This window comes from Chryseobacterium sp. C2(2020) (assembly GCF_014218915.1).
In the GTDB taxonomy this organism is placed as follows: domain Bacteria; phylum Bacteroidota; class Bacteroidia; order Flavobacteriales; family Weeksellaceae; genus Chryseobacterium; species Chryseobacterium mucoviscidosis.
This window is the reverse complement of record NZ_JACLCT010000001.1, coordinates 175,217-200,631: the sequence shown is the minus strand read 5'-3', so window position 1 is coordinate 200,631 and position 25,415 is coordinate 175,217. Positions and strand designations below refer to the sequence as shown.

At 35.0% G+C, this 25,415-nt stretch carries 27 protein-coding genes and 1 riboswitch; of the genes, 12 read left to right on the top strand and 15 right to left on the bottom strand.

Annotated features, from left to right (window positions below):
• Positions 1–58 precede the first annotated feature (58 nt).
• Positions 59–1,264 (bottom strand): metallophosphoesterase, encoded by a 1,206-nt coding sequence (locus H6W52_RS00920; RefSeq protein ID WP_116098035.1) that lies wholly within the window; start codon positions 1,262–1,264, stop codon positions 59–61.
• A 68-nt stretch (positions 1,265–1,332) separates the two neighbouring features.
• Positions 1,333–2,400, bottom strand: coding sequence for a 3-oxoacyl-ACP synthase III family protein (locus H6W52_RS00915; RefSeq protein WP_116098037.1), 1,068 nt, complete (start codon positions 2,398–2,400; stop codon positions 1,333–1,335).
• A gap of 103 nt (positions 2,401–2,503) precedes the next feature.
• Between H6W52_RS00915 and H6W52_RS00910 the strand changes: the two genes are divergently transcribed.
• From H6W52_RS00910 to H6W52_RS00875, 8 genes are all read left to right on the top strand, one after another.
• Entirely contained in the window at positions 2,504–3,073 is a 570-nt protein-coding gene (locus H6W52_RS00910; protein WP_087710953.1) for a hypothetical protein, read from the top strand.
• 3 nt (positions 3,074–3,076) lie between these two features.
• The gene (gene ubiE / locus H6W52_RS00905; protein ID WP_076393308.1) at positions 3,077–3,808 is read left to right on the top strand and encodes a bifunctional demethylmenaquinone methyltransferase/2-methoxy-6-polyprenyl-1,4-benzoquinol methylase UbiE; all 732 of its coding nucleotides are present in this window, start codon (positions 3,077–3,079) and stop codon (positions 3,806–3,808) included.
• Positions 3,809–3,811: 3 nt separating this feature from the next.
• Positions 3,812–4,594 carry a porin family protein gene (locus H6W52_RS00900; protein WP_087710951.1) on the top strand — a complete coding sequence of 261 codons (783 nt, stop codon included), beginning with the start codon at positions 3,812–3,814 and terminating at the stop codon, positions 4,592–4,594.
• 138 nt (positions 4,595–4,732) lie between these two features.
• Entirely contained in the window at positions 4,733–5,035 is a 303-nt protein-coding gene (locus H6W52_RS00895) for a hypothetical protein (RefSeq protein ID WP_076393320.1), read from the top strand.
• Positions 5,035–5,325, top strand: coding sequence for a cell division protein ZapA (locus tag H6W52_RS00890; RefSeq protein ID WP_076393322.1), 291 nt, complete (start codon positions 5,035–5,037; stop codon positions 5,323–5,325). Before H6W52_RS00895 ends, H6W52_RS00890 begins: the two co-directional genes overlap by 1 nt.
• Positions 5,326–5,565: 240 nt before the next feature.
• Positions 5,566–7,131 carry a ribonuclease Y gene (gene rny, locus H6W52_RS00885; RefSeq protein WP_185144408.1) on the top strand — a complete coding sequence of 522 codons (1,566 nt, stop codon included), beginning with the start codon at positions 5,566–5,568 and terminating at the stop codon, positions 7,129–7,131.
• Between the two features lie 294 nt (positions 7,132–7,425).
• Positions 7,426–8,667 (top strand): MFS transporter, encoded by a 1,242-nt coding sequence (locus H6W52_RS00880; RefSeq protein WP_116098041.1) that lies wholly within the window; start codon positions 7,426–7,428, stop codon positions 8,665–8,667.
• 171 nt (positions 8,668–8,838) lie between these two features.
• The gene (locus tag H6W52_RS00875) at positions 8,839–9,027 is read left to right on the top strand and encodes a hypothetical protein (RefSeq protein WP_087710944.1); all 189 of its coding nucleotides are present in this window, start codon (positions 8,839–8,841) and stop codon (positions 9,025–9,027) included.
• A gap of 254 nt (positions 9,028–9,281) precedes the next feature.
• On the opposite strand, the gene H6W52_RS00870 is transcribed toward H6W52_RS00875, so the two are convergent.
• The 4 genes from H6W52_RS00870 to H6W52_RS00855 form a co-directional block, all read right to left on the bottom strand.
• Positions 9,282–10,223 (bottom strand): YeiH family protein, encoded by a 942-nt coding sequence (locus tag H6W52_RS00870; RefSeq protein WP_116098043.1) that lies wholly within the window; start codon positions 10,221–10,223, stop codon positions 9,282–9,284.
• A 462-nt stretch (positions 10,224–10,685) separates the two neighbouring features.
• A complete protein-coding gene (locus H6W52_RS00865) occupies positions 10,686–11,567 on the bottom strand; it encodes a LysR family transcriptional regulator (RefSeq protein WP_116098045.1) in 882 nt (293 codons plus the stop codon).
• Positions 11,568–11,657: 90 nt separating this feature from the next.
• Entirely contained in the window at positions 11,658–12,962 is a 1,305-nt protein-coding gene (locus H6W52_RS00860) for a voltage-gated chloride channel family protein (protein WP_116098047.1), read from the bottom strand.
• A gap of 30 nt (positions 12,963–12,992) precedes the next feature.
• Positions 12,993–13,060: riboswitch (Fluoride riboswitch) on the bottom strand.
• 78 nt (positions 13,061–13,138) lie between these two features.
• The gene (locus H6W52_RS00855; RefSeq protein WP_116098049.1) at positions 13,139–13,606 is read right to left on the bottom strand and encodes an acyl-CoA thioesterase; all 468 of its coding nucleotides are present in this window, start codon (positions 13,604–13,606) and stop codon (positions 13,139–13,141) included.
• Positions 13,607–13,720: 114 nt separating this feature from the next.
• On the opposite strand from H6W52_RS00855, the gene H6W52_RS00850 reads away from it, so the two are divergent.
• The gene (locus tag H6W52_RS00850; protein ID WP_116098051.1) at positions 13,721–14,074 is read left to right on the top strand and encodes an arsenate reductase family protein; all 354 of its coding nucleotides are present in this window, start codon (positions 13,721–13,723) and stop codon (positions 14,072–14,074) included.
• A gap of 645 nt (positions 14,075–14,719) precedes the next feature.
• On the opposite strand, the gene H6W52_RS00845 is transcribed toward H6W52_RS00850, so the two are convergent.
• From H6W52_RS00845 to idi, 4 genes are all read right to left on the bottom strand, one after another.
• Positions 14,720–15,229, bottom strand: a complete 510-nt coding sequence (locus H6W52_RS00845) for a hypothetical protein (protein WP_116098053.1) — start codon at positions 15,227–15,229, stop codon at positions 14,720–14,722.
• A 206-nt stretch (positions 15,230–15,435) separates the two neighbouring features.
• Positions 15,436–16,512 (bottom strand): glycine cleavage system aminomethyltransferase GcvT, encoded by a 1,077-nt coding sequence (gene gcvT / locus H6W52_RS00840; RefSeq protein WP_116098055.1) that lies wholly within the window; start codon positions 16,510–16,512, stop codon positions 15,436–15,438.
• A 15-nt stretch (positions 16,513–16,527) separates the two neighbouring features.
• Complete coding sequence (locus H6W52_RS00835) at positions 16,528–17,004, bottom strand: hypothetical protein (RefSeq protein ID WP_116098057.1); 477 nt, start codon at positions 17,002–17,004, stop codon at positions 16,528–16,530.
• Complete coding sequence (gene idi / locus H6W52_RS00830; protein WP_116098059.1) at positions 17,004–17,516, bottom strand: isopentenyl-diphosphate Delta-isomerase; 513 nt, start codon at positions 17,514–17,516, stop codon at positions 17,004–17,006. Before idi ends, H6W52_RS00835 begins: the two co-directional genes overlap by 1 nt.
• Before the next feature lie 286 nt (positions 17,517–17,802).
• Between idi and H6W52_RS00825 the strand changes: the two genes are divergently transcribed.
• Together H6W52_RS00825 and H6W52_RS00820 are read left to right on the top strand one after the other, a co-directional pair.
• Positions 17,803–18,210, top strand: coding sequence for a phosphoheptose isomerase (locus tag H6W52_RS00825; RefSeq protein ID WP_076393358.1), 408 nt, complete (start codon positions 17,803–17,805; stop codon positions 18,208–18,210).
• A gap of 92 nt (positions 18,211–18,302) precedes the next feature.
• Positions 18,303–19,262 carry a D-2-hydroxyacid dehydrogenase gene (locus H6W52_RS00820; protein ID WP_116098061.1) on the top strand — a complete coding sequence of 320 codons (960 nt, stop codon included), beginning with the start codon at positions 18,303–18,305 and terminating at the stop codon, positions 19,260–19,262.
• A gap of 71 nt (positions 19,263–19,333) precedes the next feature.
• On the opposite strand, the gene mscL is transcribed toward H6W52_RS00820, so the two are convergent.
• Positions 19,334–19,780, bottom strand: a complete 447-nt coding sequence (gene mscL, locus H6W52_RS00815) for a large conductance mechanosensitive channel protein MscL (RefSeq protein ID WP_116098063.1) — start codon at positions 19,778–19,780, stop codon at positions 19,334–19,336.
• 206 nt (positions 19,781–19,986) lie between these two features.
• Between mscL and H6W52_RS00810 the strand changes: the two genes are divergently transcribed.
• The gene (locus H6W52_RS00810) at positions 19,987–21,501 is read left to right on the top strand and encodes an NAD(P)H-hydrate dehydratase (protein WP_116098065.1); all 1,515 of its coding nucleotides are present in this window, start codon (positions 19,987–19,989) and stop codon (positions 21,499–21,501) included.
• 272 nt (positions 21,502–21,773) lie between these two features.
• Here H6W52_RS00810 and lgt read toward each other — a convergent pair whose 3' ends face one another.
• From lgt to H6W52_RS00790, 4 genes are all read right to left on the bottom strand, one after another.
• A complete protein-coding gene (gene lgt, locus H6W52_RS00805; protein ID WP_116098081.1) occupies positions 21,774–22,640 on the bottom strand; it encodes a prolipoprotein diacylglyceryl transferase in 867 nt (288 codons plus the stop codon).
• Between the two features lie 436 nt (positions 22,641–23,076).
• Positions 23,077–23,319 (bottom strand): membrane protein insertion efficiency factor YidD, encoded by a 243-nt coding sequence (gene yidD / locus H6W52_RS00800; protein WP_185144409.1) that lies wholly within the window; start codon positions 23,317–23,319, stop codon positions 23,077–23,079.
• A 283-nt stretch (positions 23,320–23,602) separates the two neighbouring features.
• Positions 23,603–24,760, bottom strand: a complete 1,158-nt coding sequence (locus tag H6W52_RS00795; protein WP_116098067.1) for a hypothetical protein — start codon at positions 24,758–24,760, stop codon at positions 23,603–23,605.
• Between the two features lie 42 nt (positions 24,761–24,802).
• Positions 24,803–25,372, bottom strand: coding sequence for a DUF6705 family protein (locus tag H6W52_RS00790; protein ID WP_185216372.1), 570 nt, complete (start codon positions 25,370–25,372; stop codon positions 24,803–24,805).
• Between the last annotated feature and the right edge of the window lie 43 nt (positions 25,373–25,415).

The following is a 25,415-nucleotide window of genomic DNA, read 5'->3' as shown; positions in this document are numbered from 1 at the left end:
AATTAGGTTGTACAGTTTACTAAAAACCTTAAACCAAAAACGCTAAACTCTAAATTTTTTATGCCAGCTCAAAAAGCGTAATTTCCGGTAAAACGCCGACTCTTCCGGGATATCCCAAAACTCCGAAACCTCTGTTTACGTACAGCATTTTTCCTTCGCTTTCGTATAAATCAGCCCATTTCGGGTATTTGTACTGAACAGGAGACCATTTTACGTTTTTCAGATCCAAACCAAACTGCATTCCGTGGGTATGTCCTGAAAGCGTTAAATGAACATTTGCAGGGTGTTTTTTCACCACATAATCAAAATGGGTAGGATCGTGGCTCATTAAGATTTTAACGGCAGATTCAGGAACACCTTTTAAGGCATCATCCAATCTTCCAAATTGCGGAAAAGGTTTCAGTCCCCAGTTTTCAACTCCTAAAATGTATATTTTTTCTCCGTTTTTTTCAATGATTCTGTGTTCGTTCCGAAGCATATCAAAACCGGCCTGTCTTTCGTAATCAATTAAGGTATCAAGATTTTTCTTTTTGGCTTCCGGAGACTCCCAGCTTACATAATCTGCGTAATCGTGGTTTCCAAGGACGGCAAATTTTCCGTCTTTTGCTTTGATTTTTGAAAATAAGGGAATGAATGGTTTGAATTCTTCCGCTACATTATTCACCATATCTCCGGTAAAAAGAACCAGATCAGGATTCTGTTCGTTAATTAAATCAATCGCATGCTGAAGTTTACCCGGATCCGTAAAACTACCACTGTGAACATCTGAAATCTGTACGATTTTATATCCTTTAAAGCTTTTGGGAAGATTCGCAAAATTCATTCTTACCCTTCTTACTTTGTAGCGGTATTTTCCAAATGTAATTCCATCGATAAAAAGAGCTGAAAGAACACCTCCCAAACCTAATCCCATGATGCTTAAAAACTTTCTTCTTTCCGGGAAAAAGTTTTCCGATGGTCTCGTAAGTCCGATAAGATAGCTTCCGGTTCTGAAAATATCATCGATTAATAAAAATAAAACGATGAAAACTTTGGGCAGGATAAAAACGAGAAACAGGGAGATCATAATCTGTGCGCGCATCATGCTTCGGTCGGCTCTGCTGAAGTGGGAAACCTCGTAAGCGAAAAAAACATAAACCGCTAAAGATATGATGCAATAGCCTATTTTGATCCAGTTATTGTCTGTTAAAGTCCGGATTGCCTGGTAAATATAAATTTCCAGAAAAAGAAAAATTGCCGCAATGATAAAAAAGTTTCTTTGCATAACTAAGTGTAAAAAAAGCACAAAGAATTAATTTCCCTGTGCTTTTTTATATTTTAAATTAAATATTGTTAAGGAAATCTGTAAACGATAGCATTGATGTTCATTCCGGCACCTACCGAAGTCATTACAATGTTACCTTTTTCTTTAAACGATTGACCTTCCATTTTTCCTTTAATTATTAAATCAAACATGGTAGGAATTGTGGCTACGGAAGAATTTCCGAAATCCTGAATCGTCATTGGAGAGATAGAATGGTCATACTCTTTCACATTATAAAGCTTGTGAAGTCTTTCAATCATCGCATAATCCATTTTCGCATTTGCCTGATGGATTAATATTTTGTTGATATCTTCAATGGAAAGACCTGCATCTTCAATGGTTTCTTTAATCGCAGCAGGAACGTTTTTCAACGCATATTCGTAGATTTTTCTTCCCTGCATTCTTACAAACAGACGAGTCTGGTCAGAATCTTTGTTGATGGACGGTCCGTTGGCAAGATAATCCAGTTCCAAACCGTTATCACAAATGGTGTTATGAGCGATGATTCCTACATTTTCCTGATCTGTAGCCTGTACTACAACAGCTCCGGCTCCGTCTGCGAAGATCATTCTGTTTCTGTCATGCGGATCTGTTACTCTGCTCAACGTTTCAGCGCCGATTACCAAAATGGTTTTAGCTACTTTAGCTTTAATTAAATTATCTGCTAAAATCATTGCTTCCACCCAACCCGGACATCCGAAAAGCATATCGTAAGTAACACATTTTCTGTTCTTAATGCCCAGTTTGTTCTTTACTCTCGCTGCCATTGTCGGCATGAAATCTGCGTATCCGTTTACGGTAACTTCTCCAAAATTACTCGCGTAAATGATATAATCCAGTTCCTCCTGATCTATTTTTGCATCTGCAATAGCAATTTTTGCAGCTTCGTAACCGATTTTTGAGTTGGAAAGATCATCTTCTATGAATCTTCTGTTTTCTATCTCTGTAATTTCTACAAATTTTGAGATCGTTTCCTCAGCAGGCTTGTCAATCTTCACCCCGTCTTCTGAATAAAACTCTGAATCTAGAAAAAAGTCTCTTCCGATAATTCTGCTGGGAAGGTAAGATCCAGAACCAATAATGATCGTATTCGGCATTCGTTTATATGATTTTTTTTAAAGATGCAAAGTTAATAATTAATATTAATAACAGAGAATTAAAAATATTACTAAATTTGCAAAAATTGTACTTTACAATCTTATGAAAAACAATCCTTCTTTAAAAGGCTTACTTATTGCAGTTGTGGCGTTTATCGTAGCTTTTGGGATTTATTTCCTTTTTTTAGCCAAAAAAAATTACTACGTAGTAGACAATCCTACGCCAGACACATTTTATTACAAAATCAATAACGGTTCGGAAGGTGTAATCGCCGGAGGACAGACGGTTTCTGTAGATCTCAATCAGGGAAAAAATTCTATAAAAGTCTTCGACAGAAATAAAAAACTTTTGTTTGATTCAGCTTTTGAAGTAAAAAAAATAAGAGGTCTTATTAATATTGCTCATCAGGATTATTATATTAACGATCAGTATTATGGATATAATCTTAAAAAAGATTCATTACTTTTGGCATTGGATAAAACAATCATCGACGGAAAACCTTACTTTGGAGGCGCAAGACGTTTCAGTAAGCTGTTTACCGATGATTTTTATTATAATGTAGACGAAGATTATGATAAGATTATCAAAAATATCCAGAAGGTAGAATCCAGATCGAAGATATTCAGAAAGCAGGATTACCTTAATTATTATAACGAATATTACAAGTTTTAAGTTTTGACAAAAGATATTACCAAAATTACGCCTTATAATACCGACGCTACTAAAAAGAGTCAGGTAGAAGATATGTTCGACAATATTGCACCGAAGTATGATCTTCTGAATCGTGTTTTATCCATGAAAATTGATGTCATGTGGAGAAATACACTGGTGAAATGGATGAAAAAAGATAATCCGCAGGAAGTGCTGGATGTGGCTACAGGAACGGGCGATCTGGCGATTGCCGTAGAAAAAGGAACCGGCTCTAAAGTAATTGGTTTAGATTTATCGCAACAAATGTTAAATGTTGGCGTTATTAAAATAAAAAAACTTAAATTAGACGGCAAAATTTCCATGCAAAAAGGAGATGCGGAGAAGTTACTCTATGAAGATAACAGATTCGACGCAGTTTCCGTTGCATTCGGAGTAAGGAATTTTGAAAACCTTACCAAAGGTTTGGCAGAATTAAGAAGAGTAGTTAAAGATAACAAGAGTGTTTATATACTGGAGTTTTCAAAGGTTGAAGGGTTTATGGGACCATTGTATATGTTTTACTTTAAAAACATTTTACCTGCAATTGGCAGACTGGTTTCCAAAGATAACAGGGCGTATACATACCTTCCGGATTCTGTAAATGCTTTTCCTTATGGGGAAAAGATGAGACAAATTCTTTTAGATACAGGATTTAAAAAAGTTGAATATAAAAAACTAAGTTTAGGTATAGCCACAATTTATAAAGCAACAAAGTAACCTATGAATAAATTTTTATTAAGAGCACTGGTTTTAGCCTCAGTAAATGTTGCAGTTTTAGCAAACGCGCAATTCAGAACCCGAAACAGAATGGATAAGTTGGAAGACTTTGACGAGCAGAAATTCAGTTGGGGTTTTTATTTAAGTGGTAACAGACTAGACTACCGTATTGTTCTCAATCCAAGATATGGGATGTATAACAATCAGAATCTTGTTACATCTAAAGAAAGCTACAGTTTCGGTGCAGGTTTAATTGCAAAATGGAGGCTGAATGATTTCCTGGACGTAAGATTGGAACCGGGGTTACAATTTGGGCAGAGACAGCTTACTTTCAATACGCAGACCAACGACCAGTATGCTGCAGGTACTTTGACGAACGATCCTTTCATTCCGATGAAATTAACGGATAAAGACAGAATAAGAGATATTAAAACGACTTTAATAGACATTCCTGTATTATTGGAATTCCACGGAAACAGATGGTACAATTCCAGACCTTACGTTGCAACCGGGGTAAACTATATCGTAAACCTTCAGTCTAATGCAACTTCTACTGACGACAATATGCAGCAGGTTTTCAGATCTACTACGCACAACTTTGCATGGTCTGCAGAAATGGGAATTCAGTTTTATTTCAATAAATTTAAACTGACTCCTGCTGTAAGAGGAACTTTCATCATGAACAATGAGATTGTAGCAGATAATGCAACAACACCGCCTTACTGGACGTCTGCAATGTCTACTTTACAGACAAGAGCAATCTTCTTTGTACTGAAATTCGAATAAAAATTTACTATAAAATAGATCAGGGAGATGCATTTTGCGTCTCCTTTTTTGTTTCTGGGCAAAATATAGACCGTTTTATTTTTGTTAGTATTAATATTTTGTTATTTTTGCTAATAGTTAGAATATACAAAACCTGAAATGCTTCAAGATTTAGAAAACAATTTTTCAGAATTAGAAAAAAAGATTTTGCAGTTACAGAAAAATTACAAAAATCTTAGTGAAAGATTCTCGGAATTAAATGTTGAGCATGACGAACTGAAGAAGAAATATGATGAAGAAAGAAGAAAAAATCAGGTATTAGCAGAAGAACAAAAAAATATAAAACTTTATTCAGCAATATCAGGAAATCCTGAACATAACCGACTGATGAAAAACCACATCAACAGGTTGGTAAAAGAAATAGATTTCTGCATTGCGCAGCTTCAAAACAGTGGATTATAATGGAAGTAAGAAGAATTACCATTAATATAGCCGGAAGAGTATATCCGCTGAATGTACCGGCAGCAGAGGAAGAAACTCTGCGTAAAGTCGGGAAGCAGATAGAGAATATGATTAAAGATTTTGAACAGAATTTCGATGTGAGAGACAAACAGGATGCTTTAGCTATGTGTGCCCTGAAACTGGGAACCAATGCCGAAGTAGTGTCTGCGAACTACGATAAAACAATACAATCTACCAACGAAAGATTAGCAAAAATTAATCAGTCGTTGAACAATGAAACAGGGAAATAGATTTTTTTTCCCGAAAAAGCTGCCTACAATAATTCTAACACATTAAAGGTAAACTCAACGCTAAACAATTACCGAACAAATGTCCATTGAATGGCGTGCCGGTTCTCCGGATTACAGACAGTGGAAATCAGTTCAAATCGTGTTGATTAGGAGTTTACTCTCAATCTCTGGATTATTGTGGGCTTTTTTTATGTAAAATAATTAAAAGAATATGAATACAATTAAAACTCAATATAAATTATGATAGAAGTTATAATCGGCGTTGTTTGTTTATTAATCGGTGCTGCTGCAGGGATGTTTTTCTCCAAAAGCTCATTGAATACCAAAGCAAAATTTATTATAGATGATGCACAGAAAAATGCCGAAAACCTTATAGAAAAAGCCAATGTACAGGCTGAATCCATAAAGAAAGAAAAGAACCTTCAGGCGAAAGAAAAATTTCTTGAACTGAAATCTCAGCACGATGCAGACATTCAGGCAAGAGAAAAGAAAATGCAGGAAGTTGAAAAAAGAATCAAGGATAAGGAGCACAAGCTGAATGATGAGCTTAGCAAAACAGGAAAACTTGAAAAAGATCTGGACAAGCAGATTGCTGATTATGCTAAAAAAACAGAAATCTTAGAAAGAAAACAGCAGGAACTGGATGTTGCAACCGCTAAAAAAGTTGAAATTTTAGAAAAAATTGCCAACTACACTGCGGAAGAAGCAAAAGCAGAATTGGTAGAAACCATGAAGGCGGAAGCGAAAACAAGAGCTCAGGCGCACGTTCAGAGCATCATGGAAGAAGCGCAGCTTAATGCAAAAAGCGAAGCGAGAAAAATCGTTATCCAGACCATTCAGAGAATCGGAACAGAACAGGCAATCGAAAATTCAGTTTCTGTATTCAATATCGAATCGGACGAAGTTAAAGGAAGAATCATTGGTAGAGAAGGTAGAAATATTCGTGCTTTGGAAGCCGTTACAGGAGTGGAAATTATTGTGGACGATACTCCGGAAGCAATTCTTCTTTCATGCTTCGATCCGGTAAGAAGAGAAATCGCAAGATTATCCCTTCACAGATTGGTAACAGACGGAAGAATTCACCCGGCAAGAATCGAAGAAGTTGTTGAAAAAACAAGAAAGCAAATCGAGGAGGAAATTATTGAAGTAGGAAAAAGAACGATTATCGATTTAGGAATCCACGGATTACACCCTGAATTAATTAAAATCGTTGGTAGAATGAAATACCGTTCTTCTTACGGACAAAACCTGTTACAGCACTCAAGAGAAGTGGCGAATATCGCGGCGACAATGGCGGCTGAATTAGGCTTAAATGTAAAATTAGCAAAAAGAGCAGGTCTGTTACACGATATCGGTAAAGTTCCGGAGCAGGAATCTGAACTTCCTCACGCTTTATTAGGTATGCAATGGGCGGAAAAATACGGTGAAAATGCAGAAGTTGTAAATGCCATCGGAGCACACCACGACGAAGTGGAAATGACTTCATTACTGTCTCCGATCATTCAGGTTGCTGATGCAATCTCAGGAGCAAGACCGGGAGCAAGAAGACAGGTTCTTGAATCATATATCCAAAGATTAAAAGACCTTGAATCTGCAGCATTAAGTTTCGATGGAGTTTCTTCGGCTTATGCCATTCAGGCAGGGAGAGAGTTAAGAGTAATGGTAGAAAGCGGAAAAGTAAATGATGAAGTAGCTTCTCAGTTATCGTACGACATCTCAGAAAAAATTCAAAACGAACTTACTTATCCGGGACAGGTAAAAGTAACAGTAATCAGAGAAACGAGAGCTGTGAATATTGCGAGATAAGAATCAGAAAAAGATAATTCATAAAAACCTTTCAAGAAATTGGAAGGTTTTTTATTTTTAGCAAAAAAAAATTAAACTATTTACAGAATAAACCGCAAAAGAGGCAAAAGATAATAATAAAGCAAATTTCCAAAATGATCAAAGTGCCCAAAAGAATAAAAATCAAAGATTTTTATAAACTATTGTGATCTTTTTCATTTATAATCAACACTTTGAATAAAAGTTTAGTTCATCTTTTGCTACTTTTGCGGTTAAATAAAAAGTTTAAACAGACTTAAAATTTAAAACTCCAAAATGCAAGAACTTTCCACATCTTCAAAACTGAAGTACATTTTTTCCATTCCTGTTATCATTTCTGCGTTAGGCTACTTTGTAGATATCTACGACTTACTTTTATTTGGGATCGTAAGAATTCCAAGTTTAAAAGCTTTAGGGCTGAATCCTGATGTCGACGGAACGTTTATTCTTAATGCACAGATGATTGGTTTACTGCTGGGCGGAATTTTCTGGGGAATTTTCGGAGACAAAAAAGGGAGACTTTCCGTTTTATTCGGTTCTATTTTAGTTTATTCTTTGGCGAATATTGCGTGTGGATTTTTACCGTACTTCCCCAAAGAACATTTGGTGTATCAATATGCGGGTTTAAGATTTATCGCAGGGATTGGACTAGCCGGAGAACTCGGAGCAGGAATTACCCTTGTTTCTGAAAGCCTGCCGAAGAATTTAAGAGCAATCGGAACGTCCGTTGTTGCTGGTTTCGGGTTAATGGGAGCCGTTGTAGCTCAGTTAACGGTAGAATTAGCAGGAGGATGGAATATTTCTTACATCATTGGAGGAATTCTCGGAATTTTACTTTTATTTCTCAGAATCAGCGTTTCCGAATCCGGAATTTATAAAACCATTGAACATCAGTCGGTTTCCAAAGGAAATTTCCTGTCGTTTTTCACCAATAAAGACCGTTTGATACGATATTTAAAATGCATAGCAATTGGATTGCCCACCTGGTTTTGTATCGGTATTCTGGCGGTTTTAGCCAATCAGTTTGCGCCTGAACTCGGAATTAAGGATCTTAATCCCGGAAAAGCAATAATGTGGGCTTATGTTGGGATTTCTGCCGGAGATTTGGCGAGCGGTTTTATCTCTCATTTTTTAAAATCCAGAAAAATGGCGATCTTTTATATGTTGGTTTTTACGATTGTCGGAGTTGCACTGATGCTTTTCGGAAATACCGATACCGAAACAAAATATTACATCTTCTGCGTATGGCTCGGATTGGGAACAGGATATTGGGCAATGTTCGTTACATTGGCTGCGGAACAGTTCGGAACCAATATCAGAAACACGGCAACCACCACCGTTCCGAACATGGTTCGAGGATTGGTTCCTGTAATGATTTTTGCATTTGATCTTTTCAAAAAAGATTTTTCGGTCATTATAAGCGCAGCAATTGTCGGACTCATTGTTTTCGGGCTGGCTTTTTATGCTTCATTAACGGTCTCCGAAACTCACGATAAAGATCTGGAATTTACAGAATAATTTCTGCTGTTTAAGAAATAATAATCTCAAATTTTCGTTATCAGTTTTAATAAGCTTAAGAGAATAAATAAATTATCAAAAATAATAGTAAATTATGCTTTGAATAATGAATATTTGTTTAACTTTGGCACGCAACTAAAACTAACGTTTAACATCAAAAATCACATTACAATGCAAAATTTTTTGAAAAAAGCAACAAAATTAAAAAAAGCCGATCTTAAAAACATTACTGGAGGCGTAAGCGGAACACCGGATCTTTCAAAATGCGGATGCAGTTGTTCAGGATCTGTAACAGGACCGTTTTATTGCGTTCAGTACATTGCTTGTCCACAGGTTTATACCTGCTACGAAGCTATATAAGAACTTATTTCAATTAGAAATAAACATTTCCACATTTAATACGCAAAAGCCTTTTGGGACCTTCCAAAAGGTTTTTGTAATTAATAGATGTCTTGTTATGAAGCAAAAAATATTTTGGAGCTTTATCTCGCTTTCCGCACTCGCTATTTTCATTATTTGGGCTGCGGCAGCGAAGCTGCCGCAGCCCAAATAATGAAAATGAGCTCAGACAATTGCTCCAATCGAGGCTAGGATTTCAGGATTTCTCATCAATATCAGTCAAAATTTAAAATATACAGCAGACTTCCGGTACTGATGAAAATCCACAGAAATACAGCCAAAGCAAGAGGTTTGAAACCGATGGTTCTCAGAGTTTGTAAAGAAAGGGTAGAACCGATAAAAAACAACGTTAAGTTTAATCCAGACTTCGCTAAAACAGTAATGGAAGAACTAAGTTCACCAACAAAAGGAAAATAAGTGTTCAGCAGAATGGTCAGTATAAAATAACCGATAAACCATGGAACTTTCACTTTAGAACCCTTGCTTTTAAAAATAAACATCGTAATCACAGAAACCGGAATAATCCATAATGCTCTGGCTAATTTTACCGTTGTGGCAATTTCCAGCGCTTCATTTCCATATTTTCCTGCGGCTCCTACTACAGAACTTGTATCATGAATTCCGATGGCACACCATAAACCGAACTGTTCCTGTGTGAGATTCAGCAAATGACCGATGGGCGGATAAATAAACAGAGCAACAGAATTCAATGTAAATACAATCGCAAGAGCCAGTGAAATCTGGTTCGTATTGGGTTTAATGATGGGAGAAATTGCTGCAATCGCACTTCCGCCACAGATGGCGGTTCCCGCAGAAATAAGATAAGACAAAGGTCTTTCAAGCTTAAGGAATTTTCCGGCAAAATATCCTAAAATCATCACAGTAAAAATGCTCATAACCGTTAAAATAAATCCGGATTTTCCGGCCTCCAAAGCTTCATCAAGTTTTAGCCCGAATCCCAAACCTACAATGGAAATCTGCAATAATAAATGAATATACTGATGCAGACTCTTTTCAAAAGGATTTCCGAGAAAAACCGCCAGTACAAATCCCAAAAGCAATGCAACAGGCGAAGAAACAATAGGAGTGAGGCATACAACTGCCAGTAATATGAAGATTATTTTCTTTGATCTTTCATTGGAGATAAAGCTTTTCATTGATAGGAATTTTAAATTGATGGTTCAAAATTCCGACAATTATCATTACAAAGTAAATCATATTTTGTTATTCTGTATAACATTAAGTTATAGTGTTTGTTCTAACTAATCTTGAATTTAACCGCAAAAGGTACAAAAGGCTGTAGTGGGATATTTAAAATATTTCAAAGTCTGCAAAGAAAAAAATCAAAGATTTTTTTTACTTATGTGTTCTTTTTTCATTAAGTATTATGATTGTCCGTAATTTGTCATAACTGGAAAAATCTTTGAGTTCTTTGCTGAGTGAAACGCCCTTGCGAACTTAAAAACAGTTAGTATAAAAAGAATCTTTGCGAGTTCTTTGCGTTAAAAAAACAGTATGATTAATAGCGGATAATCAATTTAAGTATTAAACTTAAATGACTAAAGTGTTAAAATCTTTTGCGGTAAAAAATTGTAAACAGTTTTATAATTGGAAGCCGTTTAAATCTGATGGGTAAATTTTAAAAACAGGCGGATCAATTCAGATTGTTCACCTTTTGGAAGAATAAAATGAAAATTTCGCTCGATACTGAAATTTTTAACATCAATAATTGTTAACTGATTGCTTTTCAATTCATTTAAAGCCGTGCTGATCGAAAGGAAAGCCAAAGCATCTGAATGCAAAAGATATTGTTTAATACTTTCGCTGCTTCCCAATTGCATTACAACATTCAGATTTTCAATAACAATCCCTTTTTCCTTCAATCTGTTTTGGATAAACTCCAGAGAACCGGAACCCTTTTCTCGTAGGATCAATTCCACATAATATAAATTTTTAAGATGGATCGTTTTATTAGCTAAAAAATGATTTGCTTTTGCAACCAGAACAATTTCATCCGCTTTAAACTTCTGATAATCAAAATAATTAGACTGAGATTCCCCTTCAATAATTCCGAGATCAATTTTCCCGTTTTTCAGCAGTTCGGAAATCATTTCTGTGTTGTACGTAGTCAGTTCAATTTTAATGTCTTTATAATAAGATTTGAATTTGGCTAAAATCTCCGGTAAAATATATTGGGCAACGGTTGTACTCGCTCCGATAATCAGTTTTCCCCGATGTTTCTGATTGATCTGATGGATTTCAAATTCCAAATCACGGTAAATATTTCTGATCTTTTCGGCATATTCAAACAAAATTTTTCCGCTTTGCGTCAGTTGAATAGAAGTTCCTTTTCTGTCAAATAGTTTAGTATTTAATTGATTTTCAATTTCTTTAATATGCTTTGTGACGGCAGGCTGCGAAATATTCAGTTCTTCCGAAGCTTTGGTAAAGCTTGATCTTGATGCTACGGTATGAAAAACTTTTAATCTGTAATCAAACATTGTGATTGTTGGCTTTTAGTTGACGGTTGATCGCTTAATTATAATAAAATTACAGCATTAATAGCTGACAAATATCAACTATAAACGACTCTACAAATCCGAGAAATTTTTATCCTCAAGATGCTCAAATCTGCTGTTTTTAGCTTCACCAATCTTTTGTTTTGTGTAAATACTGTTATTTCCTGAAAATAAATAAGATACAATGCATGCAATCGCAACATAGATTCCGCATTCTGCTCCAAAAAGTTCAATTCCCATAAGCATACACGCAAGCGGAGTATTGGTAGCGCCTGCAAAAACAGCCACAAATCCCATTCCGGCAAGTAAACCGAACGGAAGCGGAATAAATAATGACAATGCACTTCCCAATGTCGCTCCGATAAAGAAAAGGGGAGTGACTTCACCGCCTTTAAATCCTGCCGAAAGGGTAACAACAGTAAAAATCATTTTAAAGGCAAAATCATAAAGCGGAAGCTGTTTTTCGAAAGATTCTACAATGGTTGGAATTCCAAGACCGATGTATCTTGTGGTTCCCATTGCGAAAACGGCAACAGCAACAAGAATTCCGCCGACAACCGGACGAAACGGAGGATATTTTATATTAGATTTGAAGACAGAACCCGTAAAATGAATCATCCTGCTGAAAGCCGCAGCGCAGATTCCAAATAAAATTCCTGCCAAAACACTGTATAAAATCGGTAAAAATTCAAGTTTTGGAATAAGTTCGATATGATAGTGTGTATGTTTTGCTTTCCAGAGATTGGTAACAAGATCAGCCAGAACTGCAGAAGTAAACGCGGGAAAAATAGCATTGTAACGAATTCGTCCCATCAGGAAAACTTCAAGTCCGAAAACCGCTCCGGCTAAAGGAGTTCCGAAAACCGAACCAAAACCTGCCGCAATAGCTGAAATTAGTAAAATTTTTCTGTCGTTTTTATCAAGTTTCAGGATTTTCGTCAGTTGATCGGAAATTGCTCCCGCCATTTGAAGCGCCGTTCCTTCACGACCTGCAGAACCTCCAAAAAAATGGGTGACCATCGTTCCTAAATAAACAAAAGGTGCCATTTTTAAAGGAATAATTTCCTTCGGTTCCTGAATATTTTCCAGAAGCAAATTGTTTCCTGCTTCCACATCTTTTCCGAAATAATGATACAAAAGTCCCGTTAAAAATCCACCAACAGGTAAAAGAGCAATCAGCCAGAGATGATTTTCCCGGAAATCGGTTGCCCATTGCAGTGATGTTAAAAATCCAGCAGAAGCACTTCCTACCAAAATCCCGATAATACTACTGATAAAAAGCCATTTCAGAATATAAGGGAAAGCTGGGTATTTTCTAAAGAAAAAACCAGTGTGAAATTTTATTGTACGGTTTAAATTTCTTTGATGTTGAGACATATTTTTCCTGATCAATTACTGTTAATAATCTTTTAATCAGGCGTCATCAGCTTTTGGAAAGCGGTTGGGTAAGGAAGAACACCATTTCCTTGTGTACTGCAAAGATAAAAATTATAAATCATTTTTCAGAAGATATTTCTGCTTTTAAATCTTTGTTTACAGAACCGTTAAAAATTCTAAAGAAAAGGCTTCATTTCATCCTCAATCTGAGTTCTCAGTTCCATTAGACGAATCGCATACTTTTCTTGCTGTTTTTCCTCTTCTGTTTCCGGAATCCATTTCGGAACGGGAAGTTTTTTTCCGTTTTCGTCTACGGCAACAAATACAATGATACAGTGTGTTTTTTTATCAAAATTCGGTTGTTTCAGGTTTCTGGAAAATACATTGATGGAAATATGCATACTCGATGAACCTGTGTAAATAACCTGCGCTTCCACTTTTACAATTTCCCCGATTTTGATGGGTTCGTAGAAACGGATTCCGCCAACATATACTGTTACGGAGTAATTTCCGCTCCAAGTTGTTGCACAGGCATAACCAGCCTGATCAATCCATTTCATGACGCTCCCTCCATGTACATTTCCGCCATAGTTGACGTCTGAAGGTTCTGAAATAAACTGAAAAGTGATCGGTTTGTTGTCCATTCTTTTTAAAATTTGAATAAAGGTATTTATAATTTTTAAAATTTTGGATTAAATCTTACTTTTGAAGAATGAAAATGTTAAAATTTTCTCTTAACTATCAAAAAAAATCTCTCAATGAAAAAAGTATTTTACCTGAATACGTGTGGTACGTGTAAAAAAATAATGGCTGAGTTTGATCTTAAAGACTGGGAACTTCGGGAAATAAAAAAAACTCCTGTTACCAAAGAAGAGCTTGCAGAAATGTATGAAAAAACAAATTCTTATGAAGCACTGTTCAGTAAAAAGTCTACCCAGATCAAACAAAGGGATATAGATGTAAAATCTCTTTCGGAAGATGGTTTTAAAGATTTGCTGCTTGATCATTATTCTTTTTTGAAACGTCCCGTTTTCATTACCGATGATAACATTTTTGTTGGAAATGAAAAGAAGAATGTGGAAGCTTTGCGGGAGTTTTTTGGAGTAGAGTAGTAAGATATACTTAATGAAAAACCTTAATTTCCTGTAATTATAACGACTATTTTAAATATTTTTAAGGTTCAAACCTCACAGGTTTTTAAAACCTGTGAGGTTTTTTGGGCATGAAAAAGAGTAGACTTATGGATAAAAAGTTAAATTTTTCCGGTAATAACTACAGTTGTTTTAAATGCATTTATATTAATCGGAGCCGGTCATGGCTTAGGAATTCTGCTCATTTATGAAATCTTAAGTCCGCAATTTATTTTGTCGGACTCGGATGCTTTTAGCTTAGATCATTATGGTGGAAGATTAGTACCTGCAGCATTCTTTTCTCTCATTTTTCAGGTATTACTTTTAATTAGTTTAAAGATTAAAAGGCGGCAATTACAGAAAATCCTGATTAATACTTTTTGTATAATTTTGATGTTGATATTTTTTGTATTGGTTAAAGACTTTTCAAAGTCTAATGTCGACAACCTGTCTTTAATAAGCGGAATTCCATTTTTAATATCATCTCTGTTTCTATTATTGAAAGTTAATTTCTAATAAAGCTTCAAAATCTATAAGCAAATAGGCTCAAACCTAACAGGTTTTCAAAACCTGTTAGGTTTTTATAATAACCAAAAAGTTTTTGATGGAGGTTCCAAGCAATTTATATCATTTTAGAAATAAATTCCTTTTTTTCAGGCCATGATTGTTCGTTATTTGTAATTCAGAGTTTTGATGAAACGGAAGTTTGTCGGAAAGCTGTTCCGTAAATTTTTCAATTCCTTTACAGTATTCGTCTAGAAATTCATACTTTTTATCGACTGTAATTAATTCAATGCCGGACTGAGTTTCTCTATACAAAAAACGAATGGTGAAGGAATTAACTTCCAAAATGTCTGAATATTTAATGTATTGCTTCGGTTCTGATTCTTTTTTGAAATAAAAACCTTCTGCTGTATAACTGAAAATTCCGTCTTCTGAATAAAGTCTGTTCATCTCTTTTTCTGTTGATTCATAATCTGTTGGAAAATTTCCCGTCATTATTTTTGCAATGGTAAAACAGAGCGTTACAAAACAGCAGAAAATAATGAGATAAGAAATTCCTTCACTTTCAAAAACAGGATAGAAAATATAAACTGCAATAAGTATGATGATACAGAGGAATACCATTTTTTTCATCAGGAAAAATTTTTGTAATAGTACGAAAAAATGTATTGCAATATAATTATTTTAGCCCGGATAGAAACGGCATCCTTTAGTTTTTTGCCGGAGCGAAGCTCCGGCAAAAAACTAAAGATAGAGTGGATAGCCGGAAACAGCTCCAAAAAATAACCGCCTCACAAATTCTGCAAGGCGGTTTTTATGGTTGTTAAAAAAACAATCAATTATACAAAAGGAGCTTTCACCACTTTTGCAGGAATGTTTTTATTTCTTACCTGAATGAAAATTTCAGAACCTAATTTGAAGTGAGGTTTATCTACGTACGCAAGACCTAAACCTACTTTTTTCATCGGAGACTGCGTTCCCGAAGTTACTTTTCCGATAACGTTTCCTTCTGCGTCTACAACAGGGTAGTCGTGTCTTGGAACCCCTTTATCCGTTAATTCAAAACCTACTAATTTTCTGGTAACGCCTTCTTCTTTTTGCTTGGCAAATGTCTCTTTAGACACAAAATCTTTATCAAATTTTGTAATCCATCCCAAACCTGCCTCAATAGGAGAAGTGGTATCATCGATATCGTTTCCGTAAAGGCAGAATCCTTTTTCCAGTCTCAAAGTATCTCTTGCAGCCAGTCCGCAGGGAACAATTCCTTCTTCTGCACCTGCTTCAATAATTGCATCCCAAAGTTTTTCGGCAGATTCATTTTTAAAATAGATCTCAAAACCTCCGCTTCCGGTGTAGCCTGTATTGGAGATGATCACCTCATTTACTCCTGCAACGGAACCTAACGTAAAATGATAGTAAGGAATTTCTGAAAGGTTGGTTTCTGTTAATTTCTGAAGAATTTCAGTCGCTTTCGGTCCCTGAACTGCCAATAAAGACATTTCATCCGAAGCATTCGTCATTTGAGCTCCGAAAGTATTATATTTCGAGATATGATCCCAGTCTTTATCAATGTTTGAAGCATTTACAACTACGAAATATTTGTCGTCTTCCATTTTATAAACGATAAGATCGTCTACAATTCCTCCGTTTTCGTTAGGAAGACAAGAGTACTGTGCTTTTCCATTTTCCAGAGCGTCTACATTGTTGGTGGTTACATACTGCAAAAGCTCTTTGGAACCTGCTCCCTCAATGAAAAACTGTCCCATGTGAGACACATCAAACAAACCTGCCTTTTCTCTTACGGCAAAGTGTTCTTCAGTAACTCCGGAATATTGTACAGGCATTTCAAAACCTGCGAAAGGTACGATTTTAGCTCCCAAAGAAACGTGTTTGTCGTACAATGCTGTTTTCTTCATATTTAATTTTTATTTCTATTTCTTTATTTTAAAACTGTCGAAAGCCTCGTTAAAAAGCTTCATATAATTTCCGTTCCAGTACTTTTGTGTACAATTGATGGTCACCAGAAACAAATCTTTGTCTTTCTGAAAAACTCTGGTGATCCAGTGGAGTTTTTCGTGTTCATCATCATATTCGTAAAAATATTCTGTGTAGCCTTTTTTTCCGTTTTTGCTTTTTATTTTCTTCTCGTCATCCGAAGATTTATAAAGCGCAAGAATGAATTTTTTGGTTTCCGTTTTCGGAAGATTAAGATCGTGATATTCTGAAATCGTAATGGCTCCAATCTCATTGCCCGGAAAAATATTGATGATATCGCTGTCGTTGGTTACTTTCCAGCCTTCCGGAAGCGTGATGGAATAATTGTCGTTTTCGTACACTTTTGTTGGAACAGACTGTGCAGAAAATAAAGATGCGGTTACCAAAGAAATGATAAGAAAAAACTTTTTCATCAGTGCAGATTGTGTTTATATTCTTCGAGAATGATTTTAAACCATTCTGTAAAGTTATCAGGATTTTCAGAAATTTCTTGGTTGAGATTTTCGAGGGAAATGTAGCGTACTTCTTCCACTTCCTCTTTGTTTAAATAGAATTCACCTTCAAAAGTTCCTGTAAAAACATGATCAAGTTCGTGTTCCCAAAGTCCGTTTCCCACATCGGCTTTATAGATGAAATTAAATTTTTCTGAAAGTTCCACATCAATTCCCAACTCTTCTTTCACTCTTCTTTTGGCTCCTTCAAGATAGGTTTCCTCATTTCTCGGGTGTGAACAGACTGCATTGGTCCATTTCAGAGGAGAATGATATTTTCCGGAAGCCCTTTTCTGCAGAAGCATTTCGCCATTGCTGTTGAATAAAAAAACTGAAAAAGCGCGATGCAGTAAGCCGTTGATGTGCGCCTGCTGCTTTTCCATCAAGCCAAGAACTTTGTCTTCAGGATTTACTAAAACTACGAATTCTTCCATTCCTACAAATGTAAGTGTAATAAATGTATTTTGGAAATTTTTGGTGAAACATCATATTTTTTGATTTTTAACCTGATGTGTTTTCTTTATATTTAAGATTTTGAATGAAATACAAAGATTCAGATTTTATAAAAGAGAAAAATTTTAATTAAAATTGTAGTAAAAGCAAATTAATTATTGATATTATTCATTAAATAAATGTTTTTAACGTAAAAATTTAATATAAAGCAAGTTTAACAAGCCTTTTTGATGCAAAAAATGTAACTTTGCAGTTCAAATTTTTATGATGGAATTAGAGTACATAGAACACATTAGTCCGATTCTTAAGGACGGCGTAAAAAACTATTTAATTGATATTGACGGAACCATTACAGAAGACGTTCCGAACGAAGAGCCTGAAAGAATGGTTACCTGTGAGCCTTTTCCTGATGCTCTGGAAACCATCAACAAATGGTATGACGAAGGTCACCAGATTTGTTTTTTCACGTCAAGAACAGAAAACTTAAAGCAAATTACCATAGACTGGCTGGATAAGCACGGATTTAAATATCACAGTGTTTTATGCGGAAAACCAAGAGGCGGAAATTACCACTGGATCGACAATCATCTGGTACGAGCAACAAGATATAAAGGAAGATTTACAGACTTGGTTGAAAAACAGGTTACGATTGAAGTTTTCAAAGAAGACGAGTAAAAAAATAAGGAAAAAGATTAAACGATTAAATATTATGATAAATAGTTTTTAATTGTATTGATTTTCTCAAATATTAAATCTATAAAAGTTTTATGAAAGTTTTAGCAAACGACGGTTTGGATCAATCCGGTATTGATGCATTGAAAGAAAAAGGTTTTGAAGTAATTACAACAAAAGTTCCGCAGGAACAATTGGTAGATTACATTAATGAACACCAGATCCGTACAATTTTGGTACGGAGCGCAACACAGGTGAGAAAAGATATTATCGATAACTGTCCTTCCATCGAAATCATCGGAAGAGGTGGAGTAGGAATGGATAATATTGATGTGGATTATGCAAGAGAAAAAGGAATTCATGTGATCAATACTCCTTCTGCATCTTCAGAATCGGTTGCTGAGCTGGTTTTTGCACACCTGTTCTCAGGAGCAAGATTTTTACAGGATTCCAACAGAAAAATGCCTTTGGTGGGAGATACTGAGTTTGCCGGTCTTAAAAAAGCGTATGCAGCAGGAATTGAGCTGAAAGGTAAAACCATCGGAATTGTCGGAATGGGAAGAATAGGGCAGGAAGTTGCTAAAATCGCTTTAGGTCTTGGAATGAGAGTCATTGCCGCAGATAATAATGTAGGAAAAGCAAGTATTAAGGTTAAGTTTTACAACAATCAGTTCATTAATGTGGATATTGAAACAGAACCGCTTCAGGATGTTCTGAAACATTCAGATTTTATTACGCTTCACGTTCCGGCTCAGAAAGACGGTTATATGATCGGAAAAAATGAATTTGAAATGATGAAAGACGGAGTAGCCATTGTGAACTGTTCAAGAGGGGGAGTAATTGACGAAGCCGCTTTAATTGAAGCTTTGAATTCCGGAAAAGTGAAGTTTGCAGGTTTGGATGTATTCATTAACGAACCGACTCCTTCAAAAGAAATTTTAAATCATCCGAAAATCTCCATGACGCCGCATACAGGTGCATCTACACTGGAAGCGCAGGACAGAATCGGGCTTTCTTTGGCAGAGCAGATTTCAAGTATTTTACAGATTCAGTAATTTTTTTGATAAAATATAAAAACTCCGGCGCAACTTTGTTGCGCCGGAGTCTTGTTTTATAACGAATTTTTTTAATTCTTCTTTTTCAGCTCATCACGGATTTCCGCAAGCAATTGTTCTGTTGCAGTAGGTGCAGCAGGAGCCCCCGGAGCGGCAGCTTCTTCTTTCTTCATTTTGTTGATTGCTTTTACCATGACAAATACAACAAGTGCCAGTAAAAGGAAATTAATGGCAACGGTTATAAAATTACCATACGCAAAAATAGCGGCATCAGGCGCAATCTCTTTCGCTTTGGCTAGAGTAGCTCCAGCCGGAATATTTTCAGCTCCTTTTCCCATTGCAAAATAGATACTGCTGAAATCAGGTTTTCCTACAATGGCAGCAACAATTGGCATAATTAAATCATCGATAACGCTGGTTACAATTTTTCCGAAAGCTCCACCGATGATGACACCGACAGCAAGATCGAAAGCATTACCCTTAATCGCAAACTCTTTAAATTCTTTTACAAATCCCATAATTTATATTTTTTTAAGTATTATTTTCATAAAATATGGGTTTAAATTACAAAAAAAAATATAAATTTTGCCTTTTCATAACTAAATATTAATCAAATATGATAAAATGTGAAAGTTTCTTAATTAAGAGATCCACATAATTCTTTTCAGAGCATTTAAAAATTCTTTTTCGTAAATTGCTTTTAATACAAAATACAATATTAAATATGAAAATTTTTACAGCGGAACAGATTCGAAACGGGGATGAATATACGATAAAAAATGAGCCTGTCTCTTCTGGTCAGCTAATGGAAAGAGCAGCACAATCCTGCGTTGACTGGATTTTTGAGAATTGTAAAAATCATAGAAATTTTGCAGTCTTTTGTGGTAAAGGAAACAACGGAGGCGATGGTTTCGCCATTGCGAGAATGCTTCATCTCAAAGGTTTTGATGTAGATGTTTTTACCAATACCAAAGCAAAATTTTCTTCGGATGCAGGAAATAATTTCAGGGAACTAAAAGAATTTTCGGGTGTTTTCATCAGAGAATTTAAAGAAGCAAAAGAATATAGGTTTGATAACCGGACAGTTATTATCGATGCCCTTTTCGGAACCGGCTTATCAAAAAACATCGAAGGAGAATTTAAAGAACTGATCGATTTTCTGAACCTGAAAAGTAATCTTAAAATTTCTGTTGATATGCCTTCCGGACTTTTTGCAGATACTGTTTCTGCTGAAAATACCACTATTTTTAAGGCAGATTATACATTAAGTTTTCAGTTCTGGAAAAGAACTTTTCTTCATCCCGAATCCGGAAAATATGCGGGGAAAGTAAAAGTTCTGGATATTAATATAAGTGATGACTATATTGCAGAAACAAAAACAGAAGATTTTGTTATTAATGAAGATATAATCAAAGATATATTCAGACCGAGAAACGAGTTTTCTCACAAAGGGACTTACGGAAAAGTAATTATTGCAGGTGGAAGTTACGGAAAAATAGGTGCGGTGGTTCTTTCTGCAAAATCTGCCCTGAAATCAGGAGCCGGACTTACTTTTACACTGGCTCCAAAATGCGGATATGAAATTTTACAGACCTCGAATCCGGAAGCCATGTTTATCGAAGGCGGAAATGATTTCATAGATCATTTTGAAAAGGATGATAATGCAGTTTACGGAATTGGTCCCGGTTTAGGAACAAACGAAAAGACCGTAAAAAGTTTTCTTACCTTTTTAAAAAATCATTCTAAGCCTTTGATTTTGGATGCAGATGCATTGAATATCATTTCACAGGATCAGAAAAATCTAAGCATCATTCCGAAAAACTCGATCATAACACCTCATCCGAAAGAGTTTGAAAGATTATTCGGAACTACCGAAAATTCTTTTGAAAGAGTAAAACTGGCTAAAAGTAAAGCCAAAGAACTTGGAATTTATATTGTTTTGAAAGATCATCATACACAGGTCATCACGCCAGAAGGAGATGTTTTTTACAATATTACAGGAAACTCAGGACTGGCGAAAGGCGGAAGCGGAGATATCTTAACCGGAATTTTAACCTCCTTTTTAGCACAGCATTACTCAGAAAAAGAAGCTGCAATTTTAGGAGTCTGGTTTCACGGCAGAGCTGCAGAATTTGCTTCTGAAAAGCACTCTAAAGAATCTGTTCTTCCCACCAATATTATTGATGAATTCGGAACTGTTTTCAAAGAACTGAATGCAAAAGTGGAAAGAGCATTATAACAGTTACTATTGAATATTGATAAAATAAAGGCAAGTCTGGATTACAAACTTGCCTTTTTATATTAAATCTGTTTAAAGTTTTTATTTAACCTCAAAAGATGCAAAAGATGAACAAAACGTTTATTTAAAGTTGGTGATTATAAGTAATAAGATCACCACAGTTTTTAAAAATCTTTAATTTTTATTCTTTTGAGCACTTTGATTACTCTTGAAATCCTCTTTATCATTATCTTTTGCATCTTTTGCGGTTAATTCTGAAATTATTTAAAAGCTTATTCAGGTTTTTCGTTTTCAGCCTGAGTAATTTTGAACTTTTTAGAAACGATCATAATAATTACTCCTGCAATCATGAACGGAATAGATAAAACCTGACCGGTGTTTAATCCTCCAAACTGGATGAATTCGTCACCTTGCGGCTCTTTCAGGAATTCTACAAAGAATCTGATTGCCCAAAGAATAATAAAGAACAATCCGAATAACCATCCCTGCTGATATTTTTTGTTGGTTTTTCTGTACAGAATCCACAGTAAAACGAAAAGGCAAACATATCCGAAAGCTTCAAATAACTGCGAAGGATAGCGTGGAACAGTTACACCATATTCACTGCTCTGTTGTGGGAAAAGCAATGCAAAAGGAGAGTTGGGATCAACAGGTTTTCCGATGATTTCAGAGTTGAAAAAATTTCCCATTCTCACAAAAGCACCTCCCAAAGCAACCACAATTCCCAATCTGTCGTACACCCAGAAAGGATTTTTTCTGATGATTTTAAATGAATAATATAGAGTGGTGAAAATTAGCGCGATCGTTGCGCCGTGACTCGCCAGTCCTGAAAATCCGGTGAACTTCAAACCGTTTTTAGTACTGATTGGTAAAAATACACTCCAGAAATCTTCTTTGAAAAGTTCGGGCTGATAAAAAATAACGTGCCCCATTCTTGCTCCCAAAATGGTTCCCAATAAAGTCCATGTGAAAAGCGGTTCTAAATATTTCTGGTTTACATTATCGATTTTAAAGATTCTGTTCATTAAAATATATCCGAAACCGAATGCAAAAATGAACATCAGACTGTAAAAATGAAGTGTAACAGGTCCCAACTGAATTCCTTTTGTAGGATCCCAGATCTTAAAAGGAGTTTCCAGACTGATGTTGTCTGATTCTGTAAGAGGTTTTGCTGTTTTTACTGCATATTTAAAGCTTCCGAGATTTTCTTTGGTTGCCGCAACATCAATCACTTTAAAATCTTTGTCTAAAAGCTGATAATGAACAAGCTTGTATTTCGCCAGTGTCGCAATGCTGTAATTTACATAAACAGGCTCGAAATTAGACTCATTCAGAATAACAAGCACATTTTCTTTAATAGGTTTGTCTGCAAATTCATTCAGATCCTGAACTTCGGTGGTCGAATAAATTTTTACCGGAACATTGGTAGAGTTTACTTTTAAAGTTCCGTCGGACATTCCATCCGGATAATTCTGCGCAACAAGACACTGGGTAATGAACGCAAAAATGACGAGATACATTCTGAAAAAAATATTACTCATTGTTATTTTTTTAGTAGTTTGTTTATTTTAAATTTTACTTTTTTGGTGGTACGGGATCATATCCGCTTCCTCCCCACGGATGACATCTTGAAATTCTCTTTGCACCCATCCAGAATCCTTTAAAAATACCGTGAACCTGAAGCGCTTTCACCATGTAATGCGAACAGGTAGGCTCATAACGGCAGTTTTTGGGAAGCAGGGGCGAAATAAACCACTGGTAAAATCTGATGAGAATTACCAAAGGAAAAGTGATGATTTTATTGAATGTAAGTTTCAAAACAATGCAAAAATAGGGTAAAAAATTGAAAATTAGTTTAAATTTGTTAGAAGTTTCGGGACGGTAAAAGTCTGTTCGGTGGATAAAACGGTATGTTTATCGATTTGCAGTTTTTACTGTTTTTAAAATTAAGAAAAGAATAGATGATCTGTATAACAAAAGCAAAAAACCACCAAAGAAAGGTGGTTTTCGTTTGCTATTGTTTATTTCCTTTATAGGCAAATAAAGTTCTTTAATAAAACATATAACCTAAAAAAGAGGATGTCTCATTTTAAAACAGCTTCTATTCATAGTATTTAATTTCTCTTACCCATTTATAGAGGTCTTTTCCATTTATGTTTTTAATAATTTCCGTCCAGTTCTTTTGTTTATCGAATTTGTATTTGAAAATGATTTCAGTTGGTTTTAAGTCGTTTTTATCTTTTCCCCAAGTATCTAAGTAAAAAAGCTTTTCTATTCGATTATTTTTATATATAAAGTGAATTCTATTTGAAATATTTCCTTGGTAAAAGTGTGTTCTTGTTTTAAGGTTGCCATCATCATAATACTCGTAAGCCATTGCCGATGTACTTGCATAACCTCCATCTTTTATTTCCTCACGATATTTTCCGTTCTTTTCCGGTACAAAATAATGATACTTGTCATCCTGAATTTGTGTTTCTTTTTTAATTCTTCCTAATGAATCACGTTCGTATTTTGTGTACCCGCTTTGAAAAAGTTTTTTATTATAATGGTCAATTCTATAATTAAAGAACTTAGATTCTTTAATTTGGAAGTCGTCATCATAAAAATTAACCTGACACAGTTTTTTTCGGAAGATAGAATCATTCCCTTCTTGAAAAGAATTTTCTCCTACCTTCTTCCATACGAAATCGGTTACGGCAAAAACACTGTCGGTTTTCGATAAAGTATCAAATCTTGTGACTGTAAATGGAGCATTATATTCACGATTATTAAAATAGGTTTTCTCCGGTTCATTTTCCCATTTTGAACGATATTCTGTAAATTTTAATTTTTTACTTGAACCTTTATAAATATATTTTTTATTGGTTGTAGAGTATTTGTCAGTGGAATTTTCATTCATTAATCTTCCCAAACTATCGTATGTATATGTATAATCATCAACAATTTCCTCCGATTTATAATACCATGTTTCTTTTGTAATATTACGGTTTTTATCATAATAAGTTTCATTATTAATATATCTGCAAAAATCAGATTCAAACCAGGATCTCGACATACTTTTCCTTAAATTATCTGGTCTCATTATAGTAGCATGGCCATATTCATTATCACCTTTCATAAAAGTAAACGGACCGGAATCATTTAGAAAAACTACATATTCTTTTACATATTTTGGATTTCCTAAAACACTGTCTTTTATAACTTGAGACTGTAAAAGAGAAGATGTGAGAATTAAAAAATATAATAATTGTTGCATTATGATTTGTGTTTAGAAATAAAACCTCCGAAGAGGCTTTTATTATTGTTTTGTAAATATTAAATCTTTTGTCTCAGGTAGATAAATAGTAGTATCTAAAGTTGGAGGACATTTAGAGGCTGTTGTCACAATATCATTTGGTCTGTATTCCCAAGAGATTTGAGTAGCATTAACTTTCTTTAAATAAACATCACCCCATCCTACGTTACAATTAGTTCCACTATAAAAAAATATTACTGAATTTTGAGTAGATTTGATCTTCGTACTATGAAAATCAATATCAAGGTTGTTATTCTTAGTGTCCTGTAAAATTGTTCCAGTAGAATTTTTAACTATATACTTTATTACCAAGGCATCTCTATAGAATTGTTTGTTTGAACGTGCTTCTAATCTGTCATCTTCCTTTGTGATGTATAGTGTGATTTCCTTTCCCTCATAATTTGCTTTATAAATACCTATGTATGGTGAAAGTTCATTATTGGTATTTTTAACATGAGCATTATTGGGAATACTTGCCAATGCAGTATTTAGAGGAAGAGTTTGTGCAGAACATGATATAAAGCTAATAAATAAACTTAAAACTGTTAATGTTTTTCTGTATACTATTTTCATATTTTCATCATTGTGGAAAAGACTGTCATTGAGACAGTCTTTA

What these genes read in the sequence shown, in the direction of transcription:
- H6W52_RS00920 (WP_116098035.1), bottom strand. Translation starts at nt 1,264, where the DNA reads ATGCAAAGAAACTTTTTTATCATTGCGGCAATTTTTCTTTTTCTGGAA.
- H6W52_RS00915 (WP_116098037.1), bottom strand. Translation starts at nt 2,400, where the DNA reads ATGCCGAATACGATCATTATTGGTTCTGGATCTTACCTTCCCAGCAGA.
- H6W52_RS00910 (WP_087710953.1), top strand. Translation starts at nt 2,504, where the DNA reads ATGAAAAACAATCCTTCTTTAAAAGGCTTACTTATTGCAGTTGTGGCG.
- H6W52_RS00900 (WP_087710951.1), top strand. Translation starts at nt 3,812, where the DNA reads ATGAATAAATTTTTATTAAGAGCACTGGTTTTAGCCTCAGTAAATGTT.
- H6W52_RS00895 (WP_076393320.1), top strand. Translation starts at nt 4,733, where the DNA reads ATGCTTCAAGATTTAGAAAACAATTTTTCAGAATTAGAAAAAAAGATT.
- H6W52_RS00890 (WP_076393322.1), top strand. Translation starts at nt 5,035, where the DNA reads ATGGAAGTAAGAAGAATTACCATTAATATAGCCGGAAGAGTATATCCG.
- rny (WP_185144408.1), top strand. Translation starts at nt 5,566, where the DNA reads ATGATAGAAGTTATAATCGGCGTTGTTTGTTTATTAATCGGTGCTGCT.
- H6W52_RS00880 (WP_116098041.1), top strand. Translation starts at nt 7,426, where the DNA reads ATGCAAGAACTTTCCACATCTTCAAAACTGAAGTACATTTTTTCCATT.
- H6W52_RS00875 (WP_087710944.1), top strand. Translation starts at nt 8,839, where the DNA reads ATGCAAAATTTTTTGAAAAAAGCAACAAAATTAAAAAAAGCCGATCTT.
- H6W52_RS00870 (WP_116098043.1), bottom strand. Translation starts at nt 10,223, where the DNA reads ATGAAAAGCTTTATCTCCAATGAAAGATCAAAGAAAATAATCTTCATA.
- H6W52_RS00865 (WP_116098045.1), bottom strand. Translation starts at nt 11,567, where the DNA reads ATGTTTGATTACAGATTAAAAGTTTTTCATACCGTAGCATCAAGATCA.
- H6W52_RS00860 (WP_116098047.1), bottom strand. Translation starts at nt 12,962, where the DNA reads ATGTCTCAACATCAAAGAAATTTAAACCGTACAATAAAATTTCACACT.
- H6W52_RS00855 (WP_116098049.1), bottom strand. Translation starts at nt 13,606, where the DNA reads ATGGACAACAAACCGATCACTTTTCAGTTTATTTCAGAACCTTCAGAC.
- H6W52_RS00850 (WP_116098051.1), top strand. Translation starts at nt 13,721, where the DNA reads ATGAAAAAAGTATTTTACCTGAATACGTGTGGTACGTGTAAAAAAATA.
- H6W52_RS00845 (WP_116098053.1), bottom strand. Translation starts at nt 15,229, where the DNA reads ATGAAAAAAATGGTATTCCTCTGTATCATCATACTTATTGCAGTTTAT.
- gcvT (WP_116098055.1), bottom strand. Translation starts at nt 16,512, where the DNA reads ATGAAGAAAACAGCATTGTACGACAAACACGTTTCTTTGGGAGCTAAA.
- H6W52_RS00835 (WP_116098057.1), bottom strand. Translation starts at nt 17,004, where the DNA reads ATGAAAAAGTTTTTTCTTATCATTTCTTTGGTAACCGCATCTTTATTT.
- idi (WP_116098059.1), bottom strand. Translation starts at nt 17,516, where the DNA reads ATGGAAGAATTCGTAGTTTTAGTAAATCCTGAAGACAAAGTTCTTGGC.
- H6W52_RS00825 (WP_076393358.1), top strand. Translation starts at nt 17,803, where the DNA reads ATGGAATTAGAGTACATAGAACACATTAGTCCGATTCTTAAGGACGGC.
- H6W52_RS00820 (WP_116098061.1), top strand. Translation starts at nt 18,303, where the DNA reads ATGAAAGTTTTAGCAAACGACGGTTTGGATCAATCCGGTATTGATGCA.
- mscL (WP_116098063.1), bottom strand. Translation starts at nt 19,780, where the DNA reads ATGGGATTTGTAAAAGAATTTAAAGAGTTTGCGATTAAGGGTAATGCT.
- H6W52_RS00810 (WP_116098065.1), top strand. Translation starts at nt 19,987, where the DNA reads ATGAAAATTTTTACAGCGGAACAGATTCGAAACGGGGATGAATATACG.
- H6W52_RS00795 (WP_116098067.1), bottom strand. Translation starts at nt 24,760, where the DNA reads ATGCAACAATTATTATATTTTTTAATTCTCACATCTTCTCTTTTACAG.
- H6W52_RS00790 (WP_185216372.1), bottom strand. Translation starts at nt 25,372, where the DNA reads ATGAAAATAGTATACAGAAAAACATTAACAGTTTTAAGTTTATTTATT.